This window comes from Flavobacterium sp. 245 (genome assembly GCF_004362055.1).
In the GTDB taxonomy this organism is placed as follows: domain Bacteria; phylum Bacteroidota; class Bacteroidia; order Flavobacteriales; family Flavobacteriaceae; genus Flavobacterium.
Genome location: NZ_SNXB01000003.1, coordinates 307,424 through 322,173 on the forward strand (window position 1 = coordinate 307,424; position 14,750 = coordinate 322,173).

The 14,750-nt window shown below is 34.4% G+C and carries 11 protein-coding genes; 2 read left to right on the plus strand and 9 right to left on the minus strand.

Features of this window, described 5'->3' with window-relative positions:
• The first annotated feature begins 14 nt into the window (after window positions 1–14).
• Window positions 15–1,724: an ATP-binding protein gene (locus EV145_RS07395; protein ID WP_133524579.1), complete on the plus strand. Its 1,710-nt coding sequence runs from the start codon at window positions 15–17 to the stop codon at window positions 1,722–1,724.
• A gap of 254 nt (window positions 1,725–1,978) precedes the next feature.
• On the opposite strand, the gene EV145_RS07400 is transcribed toward EV145_RS07395, so the two are convergent.
• From EV145_RS07400 to EV145_RS07420, 5 genes are all read right to left on the minus strand, one after another.
• On the minus strand, window positions 1,979–3,418 hold the full coding sequence (locus tag EV145_RS07400; RefSeq protein ID WP_133524580.1) for a TolC family protein: 1,440 nt from the start codon (window positions 3,416–3,418) through the stop codon (window positions 1,979–1,981).
• Complete coding sequence (locus tag EV145_RS07405) at window positions 3,411–6,578, minus strand: efflux RND transporter permease subunit (protein ID WP_133524581.1); 3,168 nt, start codon at window positions 6,576–6,578, stop codon at window positions 3,411–3,413. Before EV145_RS07405 ends, EV145_RS07400 begins: the two co-directional genes overlap by 8 nt.
• Window positions 6,579–6,691: 113 nt before the next feature.
• Window positions 6,692–7,774: an efflux RND transporter periplasmic adaptor subunit gene (locus EV145_RS07410; protein WP_133524582.1), complete on the minus strand. Its 1,083-nt coding sequence runs from the start codon at window positions 7,772–7,774 to the stop codon at window positions 6,692–6,694.
• A gap of 175 nt (window positions 7,775–7,949) precedes the next feature.
• Window positions 7,950–8,333, minus strand: coding sequence for a hypothetical protein (locus EV145_RS07415; protein WP_133524583.1), 384 nt, complete (start codon window positions 8,331–8,333; stop codon window positions 7,950–7,952).
• A 259-nt stretch (window positions 8,334–8,592) separates the two neighbouring features.
• A complete protein-coding gene (locus tag EV145_RS07420; RefSeq protein ID WP_133524584.1) occupies window positions 8,593–8,997 on the minus strand; it encodes a GNAT family N-acetyltransferase in 405 nt (134 codons plus the stop codon).
• A 180-nt stretch (window positions 8,998–9,177) separates the two neighbouring features.
• On the opposite strand from EV145_RS07420, the gene EV145_RS07425 reads away from it, so the two are divergent.
• Complete coding sequence (locus EV145_RS07425; RefSeq protein ID WP_133524585.1) at window positions 9,178–9,741, plus strand: hypothetical protein; 564 nt, start codon at window positions 9,178–9,180, stop codon at window positions 9,739–9,741.
• A gap of 52 nt (window positions 9,742–9,793) precedes the next feature.
• Here EV145_RS07425 and EV145_RS07430 read toward each other — a convergent pair whose 3' ends face one another.
• From EV145_RS07430 to EV145_RS07445, 4 genes are all read right to left on the minus strand, one after another.
• Window positions 9,794–10,405, minus strand: a complete 612-nt coding sequence (locus tag EV145_RS07430) for a hypothetical protein (protein WP_133524586.1) — start codon at window positions 10,403–10,405, stop codon at window positions 9,794–9,796.
• A gap of 147 nt (window positions 10,406–10,552) precedes the next feature.
• On the minus strand, window positions 10,553–10,951 hold the full coding sequence (locus EV145_RS07435) for an ACT domain-containing protein (protein ID WP_133524587.1): 399 nt from the start codon (window positions 10,949–10,951) through the stop codon (window positions 10,553–10,555).
• Between the two features lie 17 nt (window positions 10,952–10,968).
• Window positions 10,969–12,843, minus strand: coding sequence for a M1 family metallopeptidase (locus EV145_RS07440; RefSeq protein WP_133524588.1), 1,875 nt, complete (start codon window positions 12,841–12,843; stop codon window positions 10,969–10,971).
• Window positions 12,844–13,127: 284 nt separating this feature from the next.
• Complete coding sequence (locus EV145_RS07445; RefSeq protein WP_133524589.1) at window positions 13,128–14,708, minus strand: NADP-dependent glyceraldehyde-3-phosphate dehydrogenase; 1,581 nt, start codon at window positions 14,706–14,708, stop codon at window positions 13,128–13,130.
• Window positions 14,709–14,750: the final 42 nt, after the last annotated feature.

The window sequence follows — 14,750 nt, forward strand, 5'->3', positions numbered from 1 at the left end:
GAAAGTAAATTTATATGTTACGGTCCCCGTTTTTTTATTTTATTATTTTCCTTTTTCTTTTTTCCTGCAAAGAAAAAACGACCGTCAACCCAAATACTGAAGCTATACAAAAAGAAGCTCTTAGTTTGCGAAATACAGGAATTGCAAATTATGAAAAACAAAATTTTAATACTGCATTTTTCGAATTTAATAAATCCAAAATACTTTTTGAAACTTTAAAAGACAGTGCCAATATTGGATATATCCTTATACAAATGGCTGCAATACAGCAGGTCAACGGTGATTATTATGGTAGCAAGGAGACTGTTACCGAAGCATCAACATATTTCAAAAAAAAGAATATGTACACTGCTGCTATAAATGCAACGTTAGGCGTTGCTGACAAAGAACTTTCTCAATACAATGATGCTATTTTTTATTATAAAGAATCTGCGAAAGAATATGAAGATCCAATTGCAAAACTGATCCCTATAAGTAATATTGCACCAATTTATATTCAGCAAAAAAAATACGCCAAAGCGATTGCCCTAATAGAATCAATATTAAGAACGAAACTTTTAGATGATAAGCTTCAAGCGACTCATAAAGCTAGAAATCAAGACAACTTGGGCTATGCTTATTTTAAAAATGGAATGGATGAAAAGGGATTCAATTTAATGAGTCATGCACTCCAGAAAAGAAATGAAATAAAGGACACTTATGGAAGCATTGAAAGTTACTTACACTTAGCCGATTATTATTCCAAAAAAGATGTTCAAAAATCAGATGAAAATGCGCTTACGGCATACACTATTTCCACAAAACTAAATAGTGTTGATGAAAGATTAGAAGCGTTGCAAATTTTAATTTCAAATGATAATAGTCCTCAAAAGCACAAATATGTTCAAAAGTATTTTACGCTAAATGATAGTATCATTAAGGTTAGAAACAACTTTAAAAATAAATTTGCCAAAATTAAATACGATGCTAAAAAAGAAAAAGACGAAAATGAAAAACTTCGTCTAGAAAAAGCAGAAAACCAGTTAGCACTTCAAAAAGAAAAATACCTGCGCATTGTATTAGTTATCATATTTATTTTTCTAGTTATTTTAATAGCCATTTTAATTCGCTATTATAAAAATAAAAACAAAGCAATAGAATTTAAAGCTTCGTATGAAACCGAGACCCGAATTGCGAAAAAAATCCATGATGAATTAGCAAACGATGTTTTTAATGTGATTGCATTTACCGAATCGCAGCCTTTGTCTAAAGAAAACACAAAAGAGAATCTTCTTCAAAAATTAGATGATATTTACGGCCGTGTAAGAGGAATTTCAAAAGAAAACAATAAAATCGATACGGGTGCCAATTTTACCAGCAGCATAAAAGAAATGCTTTCGACTTATAACACCACCGAAAGAAATATCATGGTCACCAATATAGAAAATATAAACTGGGAAATTATTGATGATATTAAAAAGATCACTATTAGCCGAATTTTACAAGAGTTAATGGTAAATATGAAAAAACACAGCCAAGCAAATCTTGTTGTCATAAAATTTGAAAGTGATCAAAATTCCATCTTAATACATTATACCGATAATGGTATTGGTTGCGAAAAAAATAAGATTGCAAAAAATGGTCTCCAAAATATGGAAAGCCGTATTCAGGCCGTTAAAGGAACTGTAGATTTTGAAACAGAACCAAACAAAGGTTTTAGAGCGAAAATAAATATTCCTAAATAAGCCAAAATAAAAAACCTTTAATTATTCTGAAAGGATTTTCGCTTTATTTTATTTAAACTGGACTGAAGTCCAGGTCTACAATATAATTTGTTCCTTCGGAACTATAAGAAGAGCCTTTGGCTCGAACCATATTGTAGAGCTGGACTTCAGTCCAGTGCAGCTTTGGGATTAATCTGGTTTGTTTTATCTAAAAAAAACCTCTCAGAATTTAACTTCTGAGAGGCCTCTACTAATAACTAATTAAAATGGGCATTCTACTTCCAACCCCCGCCTAGGTCTCTATAAACATGAACCGCAGCGTTAAGTTGTTCTTTTTTAGTATCAATCAATTCTAAATTTGCTTCTAATGCGTCGCGTTGCGTCATTAAAACTTCAAAATAATCTACACGAGCTGATTTAAACAAATCGTTCGACACATCAATTGATTTGTTTAATGCAGTAACCTGCTGTGATTTTAAATCATATCCTTTTTGCAGATTATCAATCTTAGAAAGCTGATTAGATACTTCTAAATAAGCGTTTAAAATTGTTTTATCATAATTGTATAATGCTTGAAGCTGTCTTGCATTTGCGCTTGAAAATTCTGCTTTAATTGCATTTCTATTGATCAGCGGTGCCGCAAGATCTCCAGCTAATGAATATAAAAGTGATTCAGGAAACGTAAACAAGTAAGATGGCTTAAATGCTTGAACTCCAAAAGCAGCAGAAATATCAAGTGATGGATAAAACTCTGCACGAGCTACTTTTACATCTAATTTCGCAGCAACTAACTCTAATTCGGCCTGTTTAACATCAGGACGATTCATTAATAATTGAGACGGAATTCCGGCACTAACTGAAGCTGGCAATAAAGTCAGGAAGTTTGTGTTTGTTCTTTTAATTTCCTGCGGATAACGTCCTAACAAGAAATTAATTTTATTTTCCGTTTCTTTAATTTGCTGTAGAATATCAAACTCCATACTTTTTGAAGTCAGTACTTCAGCCTCAAACTTCTTCACCCCAAGTTCTGTTGCTCTTGCCGCCTGCTTTTGAATTTTTACAATTTCTAAAGCGTTACTTTGTAAAGTAATCGTTTGTTTTACAATATCAAGCTGACTGTCTAAAGCTAATAATTCATAATAGGAATCGGCTATTTCAGAAATAAGATTAGTAACTACAAAGTTTTTCCCTTCAACAGTTGCTAAATATCTATTTACTGCTGCTTTTTTAGAATTGCGCAGTTTTTTCCAGATATCAACTTCCCAGTTTGCATAAGCAGCAATTGTAAAATCACCAAGCGGATCTGGCGTTTCAACACCAGGTTTAATTTCTGTAGTGGCATCACCAGCACCTTGGCTGGTGTACCTTCCTACTTTTTCTACTCCAGCTCCGGCACGAACGCCAACTGTTGGCAATAAAAGTCCTTTACGAACTCTAACGTCATTTTTTGCGATTTCGATTTCCTGCAGCGTCATGTTTAACTCCTGATTATTTTTCAGGGCCACATCAATTAAATCAACTAGATTTTGATCCTTAAAGAACTCATTCCATTTTACAGTTGAGGTATTGATTGTATCCTGAGCGGCAGCAGTACCAAAAGATTGCGGAACCGGCGCACTGGCAGTTGCAGTCTCAGGAGCAGGAGTTTTACAACTCACTGCAGCAAGACATAATCCCAATACGGCACTATATTTATATACTTTTAATTTATACATGATTGTTGTCAATTTCTTCAGTTAATGGATTCTCTTCTTCATGTTTTACCAACTTATGTTTCTCGGCAATTCGTCCAAAGATGTAATACAATCCCGGAATTAGGAATACCCCGCAAATCGTTCCGATAAGCATACCTCCAGCCGCTGCGGTACCAATCGTTCTGTTACCAATTTTACCAGGACCAGTTGCAAAAGCAAGCGGAAGCAAACCAGCGATAAAAGCAAACGAAGTCATCAAAATAGGACGGAATCTTGCTTTTGCTCCTTCCATTGCTGCTTCAAGAACTGTTTTTCCTGCAGCGTGTCTTTGAATCGCAAACTCCACGATCAATACGGCATTTTTACCTAATAAACCAATTAGCATTACCATTGCAACCTGCGCGTAGATATTGTTTTCTAATCCTGTGAATTTCAATAAAAGGAAAGCTCCAAAAATACCCGCTGGCAAAGAAAGAATTACTGATAATGGCAAAATAAAACTCTCGTATTGCGCCGCTAAAACCAAGTAAACAAATCCTAAACAGATCAAGAATACCCAAATCGCCTGATTACCCTGAGCAACCTCATCGGCAGAAATACCTGCCCAGTCAATGTCATATCCTCGAGGCAATTTTTTAGCCGCAACTTCCTGAATTACTTTAATTGCTGTACCAGAACTGTATCCTGGAGCAGCTCCACCACTGATTTCAGTAGAGTTGTACATATTGTGTCTTGTGATTTCTGAAAGTCCATAAACCTTTTCTAATTTCATAAAGGCAGAAAAAGGAACCATTTCATCACGATTATTTTTCACATACAGTTTTAAGATATCATCTGGCTGTGCGCGATATTCTGGAGAAGCCTGAACGATTACTTTATAGTTAATTCCGTATTTAATAAAACTGATTTCGTAGTTACTTCCCACAAGAGTTGACAAAGTATTCATCGCATTTTCGATAGAAACACCTTTTTGCTGTGCCAAATCATTATCGACTTTCATCATATACTGAGGGAAACTCGCACTAAAGAAACTAAATACGTTTGATAATTCCGGACGTTTATTTAATTCTTCAACAAACTCTTTATTTACAGCTTCCATTTTTTTGAAATCACCAGAACCGGTTTTATCCAATAAACGAAGCTCAAATCCTCCCGCTGCTCCATAACCAGGTACTGCTGGCGGTTGAAAAAACTCAATATTTGCACCCGGAATATCTTTTGATTTTTCTTCCAGTTCGGTCATAATTTCCTGCACCGACTGTTTACGATCGTTCCAGTCTTCTAAGTTAACCAAACATGTTCCGGCGTTTGAACCTGTTCCTTCCGTCAAAATTTCATAACCTGCTAATGACGAAACTGATTTTACACCTTCTACACTTTCAGATATTTTCTGCAGTTTCTCGGCAATATTATTTGTACGCTCTAATGATGAACCCGGAGGAGTTTGAATAATAGCATAGAACATTCCCTGATCCTCATTCGGAATAAATCCTGATGGAACCGTACTGCTTATGAACCAAGTTCCAATACAGAAACCAATAAGAGCAACAAAGGTTACAACTCGTCTGTCAACAATTTTTGCTAATACATTTTGGTATTTGCCTTGCGCTAAGTTGAACTTTTCGTTAAAACCATCAATAAATCTATTTACTGGTGTTTTCTTTTTAGGCGTACCATGATTGTTTTTCAACATCATTGCACAAAGCGCTGGTGTTAAAGTCAATGCCACAATACCAGAAAGTATAATTGCCGTTGCCATTGTTATAGAGAACTGTCTGTAGAAAACTCCAACAGGACCTGACATAAATGCAACCGGAATAAATACTGCAGCCATTAAGAATGTAATTGCTACAATAGCGCCAGCAATTTCATGCATTGCTTTTTTAGTAGCTTTAAGAGGCGAGAGATGTTCTTCTTCCATCTTAGCGTGAACGGCCTCGATTACCACAATAGCATCATCGACGACGACCCCAATTGCCAATACTAAGGCAAACAACGTAATTAAGTTCAAGGAAATATCAAAGAAGGTCATGAACACAAATGTTCCTACCAATGATACTGGTACCGCAATTGCAGGAATAATAGTAGAACGCCAGTCTCCTAAGAAAAGGAACACCACTAAACCTACCAAGATAAATGCTTCGACAAGCGTGTGAATTACTTTTTCGATAGAAGCGTCAAGGAATTTAGAAACGTCATAAGAGATTTCATAATCCATTCCCTTTGGAAATTTCTGTTTGATTTTTTCCAATTTCGCTTTTACATCTTCAATAACCTGATTCGCGTTACTTCCAAAAGACTGTTTCAATACAATCGCTGCAGATGGTCTTCCATTCAAATTGGAATAAATATCATACATCGAGCTTCCAAATTCAACAGTTGCAATATCTTTCAAACGTAAAAGTTCTCCGTTTGAATTTGAACGAACTACGATATTTCCGTATTGTTCTTTGGTTGTAAAACGTCCAGAATATTTTAATACGTACTCAAAAGCTTGAGAACGTTTACCAGAACTTTCACCCGTTTTACCAGGCGAAGCCTCCAAACTCTGACTAGACAATGCTTCCATTACTTCATCAGCAGATATTTTGTAAGCTAACATACGATCAGGTTTCAACCAAATACGCATGGCATATTCACGTGTTCCTAAGATATCTCCAGATCCAATTCCGTTTACCCTTTTTAATTCTGATAATACGTTGATATCAGCGTAGTTGTACAAGAACTTCATGTCGGTATTTTTATCCGTACTATAAAGATTCACGTACATCAACATACTCGGAACCTCACGCGTAATCTTAACACCTTCACGAACTACCAATGGTGGCAATTTATTAGTAACCGAAGCCACACGGTTTTGAACGTTGATTGCAGCTTGATTTGGATCTGTACCTAAATTAAATACAACCTGAATACTTGCTTCACCATCATTTCCGGCATCAGAAGTCATGTATTTCATTCCAGGAACACCGTTTAAGGCTCTTTCCAACGGAATTACAACCGACTTGATCATCAATTCACCATTCGATCCAGGGTAATCGGCTGTAACGTTTACCATTGGAGGAGAAATAGAAGGGAACTGCGTAATTGGTAAATTCAATACCGACAATACCCCTAAAAAGACAATTATCAGCGATATTACTATCGACAGAACAGGTCTTTGAATAAATTTATTAAACATTTTTATTTTTTTTAATGATTAAACCATGTAAAAAGTTTTGTTAGTTTCAGGTTTCAAGTTTCAAGTTTCGCACTGAACCTGAAACTTGAAACCTGAAACCTGAAACAAATCTTCTATTCTGCTTTTACGCGAAGATTATTTATTACCTTTTGAGGGGCTTGGTATTCATATTTAATTTTGTCGTTCTCTTTTACTTTTTGAACTCCGTCAAGCAAAATTCTATCGTTTTCAGAAAGTCCGGTTTTAATAACATACAAATCAGGGATTTCACCAGTAATCGTAATTTCTCTTGAAGTTACTTTGTTGTCTTTGCCCACGATAAATACATATTTTTTATCCTGAATTTCGTAAGTCGCTTTTTGTGGAATTACGATAGCATTTTTAAGCGGAACATTCATTTGGACTTGTCCAGTTTCTCCGTTTCTAAGCAATCTGCTTGAATTTGGGAATCTAGCTCTGAAAGCGATATTTCCAGTTTCGTTGTTGAATTCACTTTCGATAACTTCTACATTTCCTTTATCTTTAAAAGTGTCCCCATTAGCTAAAACCAACGCCACTTTATTATCAGCACGATCTTTAACATTTGTTTGATACTGAAGGTATTCCGGCTCAGAAACATTGAAATAAGCAAACATTTGACTGTTGTCTGAAAGGCTTGTCAATAATTCGCCTTCGTCAATAAGACTTCCCAATTTTAATGGAATACGGTCAATTGTTCCGTCAAACGGCGCTCTGATTTCTGTAAATGACAAATGAAGTTTTGCTAATGAAACTTCTGCCTTTGCTGATTGCAATTTAGCCTGAGCAACACTTAATTCGTTTTTAGAAACGATATTTTTATCTGCTAAAAGTTTAGCATTCTGCAATTCAATTTCAGTTGATTTTTGTTCAGCCTGCGCTTTAAGCAATTCTGCCTGATACATATTTGGCATAATTTTAAACAACAGCTGGCCAGCTTTTACAAACTGCCCTTCATCAACATAAATGTTTTGTAAGAACCCTTTTTCTTGGGCACGGATTTCAATATTTCGGACCGATTTGATCTGCGAAACATATTCTTTAGTAAATGAAGTATCAATTTTTACCGGATTCGTTACAGTGAACGTTTCCACTTCTTCTTTCTCTTCTTTTTTAGTTGTACAACTAACAAGGCACACAAAGGCAATTAAGCCTGTGAACAAAATAATTCTTTTCATGATTTAGTTTGGAAATTAAGCGATTGGATGCTTGGAATACAATGATTCCTCTAGATGGAAAAATGCATCAGAAACCAGTAAATTATAACCTCACTTTTAAACAAGAAGAAGTAGAAAAATATACATCAACAAGACAGCAGGATTACACAACAGGTAACCGATGTATATTGTTGAATCAAATTCTTAATACGCGTTGCGTAATGTAAATAGGATTTGAAAGCGCAAGAAAAGACGCAAAAATTTTAAAACGATTTGATTCATTTGTTGCAGACTGATCTGAAAAAGTCAAATACCAGTTATCAAGTAAACTGTAATTAACTGCAACAAATTTGGTAGTAAGTCCATCATTAACATCATCATTTCCAAGTAAATCTTCTTCAAGATCGATATCAGCATCTTCAATAAGTGAAGTGCCACGCTCTTGATGAGTGAATTTTACACGGTGCTTTTTTTCAAAATTATGATGGTGAGAAGCTCCAAAAGTACTTGCATTCAAATACTGGCCTCCGCCTGACAGAAGCAAATTCATGAATACTAAAAATACTATTAACTTTCTCATTTGGGTGCGAAAGTAAGCAAAGTATCTAAACAAAAAAATATTTTTTAATAAGCTTTAACATTTTATAAAAACGAAAACGTTTTCATTATTTTTAAAAGTATCATTTTTATTAAAATCTTATTTTTTTATACAGAAAAATCATAAAAAAACGACTATGAATTAGAATCTTCTCAAGCTAAAGCTTATAATGAAGTCAAAATTGCCAAAATCACAACTATCTGACTTTGTATATCTTATTCAGCAAAAATGCATTTAATTTCTATAACAAAATTTCCATTATAGTAAATTCCTGTTCTGCTTTGATAAAAGTTTGATGGGTATCTTTCATTTCAAATTTTTCATAAAATGATTTTTTATTGCTTCTGGCATTGCACCAAACTCGCTTCATTTTCTTTTGTTTTGCAAGATTTAAAATAAATTTCAGCAATTCAGATGCAATTCCTTTTCCTTGATATTCCTCTAAAGTCGCTAACTTTCTAAACTGCATTTCCTTTTCAGTAAAAAAACAAGAAACAATCGAAACCAGTTTTTCATCGTCAAAAGCACCAAAATGAAACCCAAAATCATCTTCTTTTAATTGAACAAATTCAAAAGGCTGTTCAGGCCACATTACTTCATGACGAATTTGCCAAGTTTGCGAAGGTTGAATTGCTTTAATTTTCATTTTTAAAACGTATTTGATCTATAGCCAAATTTACACCATTTAAAAATGCTATTTTCTTTTCAAACAAAAAACACCACCATTCTCATTATCAAAAAGATACCATAAAATAAATCAGAAAAATCATTCCATTTAAATTAATTATAATTAATTTTATGGAATCAAAAACAAATAAAACCAGTTATGAAAAAATTCTTTCTTGCTACATTATTATGTATTTGTGCCAATGGATTTGCACAGTTAATACAAGTTGGTCCTCAATTCTCTACTAATATAACTTCTGCTATTACAGACGATTTCAGCTCTAAAAGCTCAGGGACTGGTTATGGTTTTGCGGGATTTGTACGTGTAAATCTGGCTCTTTTTTATGCTCAGGGGGAATTTGGATATGCGGAATCAAAATTTAGTGTTTCGCAAACCGGAATTGGAGAGACAGAATACAAGCTTGGAGGAACCGATGCTACTTTACTAGCCGGTTTAAAAGTTCTTCCACTAGGAAAATTAGGAAATGTAAGGATTTTTGTTGGCTACAATTGGAAAAACTATTCTGATATAAATGCAAGCAACAATCTTAATTTTATTGCTTTTGAACGAAACAACAGCAGTTTCTTAGGTGGCGCCGGAGTTGATTTGTGGCGATTTACGATTGATTACAGGTATCTTGCCGGAGTAACTGATCTTGATCCTTCTGGAAGAAGTATTAAAACTGGAGTTTCGAATCTTTCTGTCGGATTTAAATTTTTATAAAATACACAGCAAAACATAAAAAAAGGGAATCAAAATTGATTCCCTTTTTTTATTATTTCATTTTTACAAAATAAGCTTCTTCATTATCGCTGGTTATTGTTTCGACCCTAGTTTGAGTCTTTTTTCCAATATTAATAACACGCAATACATTTGTTTCTTTATTCAGTAGACAGCTCCAAATGGTTCCGTCAGAAAGAATAATATCTGAAAATGATGCATCTGACGCATCTTTATTATAATATTTTAAGTCTTCGGTTTTAATCAGTTTTTTGATTTGCGTTTTCTTGTCAATTTCATAAAACATAATCTTTTCTTCGCTTATTTCAACTATTTCTTCAATTTGATTAGTATCTGCATCCGAAGCCTGCGCCCAAGTAGGTTTGTCTCCAGCTAATCTCCAAGTACCAACAATGTAATTTAAAGCATCATCTCTTAAAATAGTTTTTAGAGCATCTACCTTTTTAATAGATTCTTTTCCTAATTCGTTTTCAGGTTTAAGTTTAGATGCAATAGAAAATAAATCTAATGCATTTTTGAAATCTGATTTTTTATAATAAGAAACGGCCAGATCGTATTTGTTTTTCTGAAACTTGGTTTTAACATCCGTTTGTGCCATATTTTTTATTGAAAACAGCATAAAAACAAGAATAAGATAATTTTTCATTGGTTTGGGGTTTGTTTTTTTAAATTTCCGCAAACTTAGTAAATTAAAAATTCTAATAATTACGGTTTCCCACAATAATTAGAATAAAAAAAACTGCTCCATTTTTGAAGCAGTTTTAAAAGGATAATTTAAAAATGAAATAAAATTTTATTCCAGATTTGAAAATGAATTTAGAATTTCCATCGCTTTTGCAACATCATTTTCATTGACAAAAATATGGTCGTGATAAAATGCTGCAACAACATTACAGCTTATTTGCTGTTCTGAAAGTGCTTTAGAAAAAGCGGCAGTCAAACCAACTGCTTCTAATGAAGAATGAACAGAGAGTGTAATCCAAGACATTACAATCGAATAATCCAAATTTAATTTTGAAGCAACTTCTTTTTTCAGAATCAGCGTTATGGCTTCCTCTTCCCTAAAAATCATTTCAATTTCATCCAAATTCAAACCTTCTAATCGCTCCACTTTGCAAAAAACATAATCGCCCAATTTATGTTTGGGTTTCATCGTTTTAAGCAACTTTTCAAGCTCCTTTTCTCCAGACATTTCCACTTTCGTTTCTATTATTGTTTATTCAGCCAAAAATTATTTGATGGTGACGCGTCCATAAAAATACCGCCATCAATAGTAATCTGTTTAATTTCTTTCTTATTTTTTAGAAAAATTACTGCTAATTTTTGATTCTTTTCCCAAACTGCTGGTGTTTGATGAATCGTTTCAGCAGTATTATCAGCATACACTACTACTATATCAAACGGAACAGCAAAACCTCCTACATTTTCAATTGACACTTTATTATTGTCCACATTCTTAACCGAAAGATCAATGTAATTATTAGTAAAAAACCAATTATTAAAAAACCAATTCAGATTTTTTCCTGTTGCCGAATTAAATGAATTGAAATAATCCCACGGAATTGGATGTTTTCCGTTCCAATTATCCATGTATGCGTGAAGCGCTTTTTTGAATACATCATCACCAAGCATGTCTTTTAAAGCAATGTAAGAAAGAGATGCTTTTCCATAAGAATTGTTTCCGTAACCCGCATCAGAAACCTGAGATGACATCGAAATAATAGGCTGATCTTCTTCTGTTGAGGTATCATTAATATAGTTTTTTACTCTAAACTCTTTGTAGAATTTATCAGCTGCTTCTTTACCGTGTTCAGCAATTCCAATTAAATATTCAAAAGTTGTTGCCCAGCCTTCATCCATAAAAGCATAACGCGTTTCATTGATTCCCATATAAAAAGGAAAATAAGTATGTGCTACTTCATGATCTTGAACTAATTGTGCAAATTTAGGGTCGCCCATTTGCGAATCGTTGCACATCATTGGGTATTCCATATCGGCAAAACCTTGAAAAGCGGTCATTTTAGAAAACGGATACGGAACTCCCGGCCAATTGTTCGAAAACCAATCTAAAGCATATTGATTATTTTTTACCGAAGCCACAAAATCAGTTCCTTTTACGTCATAAGCCGCTTGAACACTCGCACGTCTATTCGTTTTTTTATCTACTACAACACTGCTGGCATCCCACAAATAATGATCACTTAATCCAAAACAAACATCTGAAATATGTTTAGCCTCAAACTTCCATACATTCCAGTCATTTTGTTTTGTTACCAATCCGTTTTTCATTTCCTGCTCATTTGCGATATGCAGAATTTCATCAGTTACATACGATTTTTTTAAACGCGCTGCAAACTCAGGCTGTAAAACCTCATCTGGGTTCAGCAAATCTCCAGTCGCATAAACCACATAGTTTTTAGGCGCTTTTACCGAATACGTGTAATCATTAAAATCATTGTAAAATTCCTGACGATCTGTGTGAGGCAATCTGTCCCATCTATTATAATCGTCAAAAACTGAAACACGAGGATAACTGTAAGCTACAAAAAAAGTAGTTTCGTCAATTTGTCCTTCTCTCCCACTTTCTTTAGACAAAGGATAATTCCAATCAATATTGATTGTTACTTTAGAATGAGGCGGAATCGCTTTTTTGAGTCTTACATTCCCTACAGTTCCCCAGTTTCTTCCATCTTCTTTGTATACCTCACCAGCAATTTTTAAAGATGTCAGCGTCAATCCGTCGCTTAAAAAATCTTGGCTAACACTACCACTTCTTGGCGAAGATGGTTTATGAAGGTTGTTTACAAATCGAATAGGCAAGTTTTTTAACGTATCATTGCTATTGTTTGAGTACTCGATTGTTTCAGTTCCGCTCACTATTTTTGTTTTGGCATCAACGGTAATTTCCATCGTATATTTTCCGTGATTCTGCCAATAATTTTTCCCAGGTTTTCCGTCCATCGAACGTGTGCCTTTTTCATAAGCATTTTTTATATTTCTAGGCATGTAAAGCTCTTGTGCAAAGCTGTTTTGTGCAAAAAATGCAAGAGCAATTAATAAAAACCGAAGTGAATTTTTTCTCATAAATTGTTTTAAGATTTTGATGATTTAATTTGATATAATATTAGTGGATATTTTTAACTTATTGTTACAATTGAGTTAAAAAAAATTAAAGTTTCAGGTTTCAAGTTTCAGGTTTCAGGTTTCAGGTTTCAGGTTTCAGGTTTGTGAGGCTGAGCAAAGCCTAAAAGTAAAAAACTTAGAACCTCAGCATCTTAGTATCTTAGCATCTTAGCATCTCATAAAAAAAAACCGTCTCTTTCAGAAAGAAAAAGACGGCCCCTACAATTAATATATAACCCTGATGACTACAAAATATAATCGGTATTAATAAAATTTGATTCTTTGCTGTTTAGCAATTCCTGCAAAATTTCATTATTATAATCGATATCTTTTGAAGCTACAAACGTACGTATTGAAAAAGAACGCAAAGCATCCGGAATACTTAAAGTTCCAACAGCAGAATCCTTACGACCTGTAAACGGGAACGCATCTGGCCCACGCTGACAAGAACTGTTGAGGTTAACTCGGCACACTAAATTTACCAAAGCATCAATAAGCGGTGCTAACGTTTTGATATTTTTTCCGAACAAACTCACTTGCTGGCCATAATTTGATTCGGCCATATCGTCAAGAGGTTCGTTGATATCATTAAAAGAAATAATTGGCACCACTGGACCAAATTGTTCTTCATGATACACCCTCATCTCCTTATTTACTGGATATAAAACGGCTGGGAAAATAAAATTTTCTGTATGTTTTCCGCCTTTTTCATTCAGGATATGTGCGCCTTTGCTTTTTGCATCGTCAATTAATCCTTGAATATAGGCTGGTTTGTCTGTTTCTGGAAGCGGTGTCAAAGAAGCTCCTTTTTCCCAAGGATTTCCAAATCCCAGACTGTCTACTTTTTCAGAGAAACGTTTGTTGAATTCTTCTCTGATTGATTCGTGAACATATAGCACTTTTAGAGCCGTACAACGCTGACCGTTAAAAGATAAAGTTCCCGCGATACATTCCTGAATAGCCAAATCTAAATCGGCGTCCGGTAAAATAATCGCTGGATTTTTAGCCTCTAAACCTAAAATCAAACGAAGTCTGTTTTTGTTTGGATGCTGATCCTGCAAAGCAATCGCCGATTTACTGTTTCCAATTAATGCCAAAACATCAATTTTTCCAGATTTCATAATTGGCGAAGCTACTTCTCTTCCGCGTCCGTAAACAATATTGATAACGCCTTTTGGAAAACTGCTTCTAAAAGCTTCTAACAATGGCGAAATACATAAAACACCATGTTTAGCTGGTTTAAAAATCACGGTATTACCCATAATCAAAGCCGGAATCAACAAAGAGAAAGTTTCATTTAAAGGATAATTGTACGGTCCAAGACATAAAACCACTCCAAGCGGTCCACGACGAATCATCGCATTAACACCTTGCACTTTTTCAAAATGTGAACTGCGTCCGTTTAATTCTTTATAACTAGCAATTGTATCGTAAATATATTCAACCGTTCTGTCGAATTCTTTTTGCGAATCTCCAAGGTTTTTTCCAATTTCCCACATTAAAAGTTTCACCACTTCTTCGCGGGTCGCTTTCATCTGTTTTACAAAATTCTCCATGCATTTTATACGGTCAACCACTTTCATAGTTGGCCATAAACCCTGACCTTTATTATAGGCGGTGTTTGCAGCTTCGACTACTTCGGCAGCTTCTTTTTCTGCCATAAACGGAATCGATCCTAATAATGTTGGAGTGTATTTTTCAGTTGATGAAATCGTCGAAAATACTGGTGTTGTCTGCCCTGTCCATTTTTTCAATTCTCCATTTACAAGATAGGTATCTTGATTTATCAGACTTTTGATCTGATATTCTTCGGGTATTAAACTCATAATCTGGTAATTTATAGTTTGGTTATTAATAGCATTTTAAAA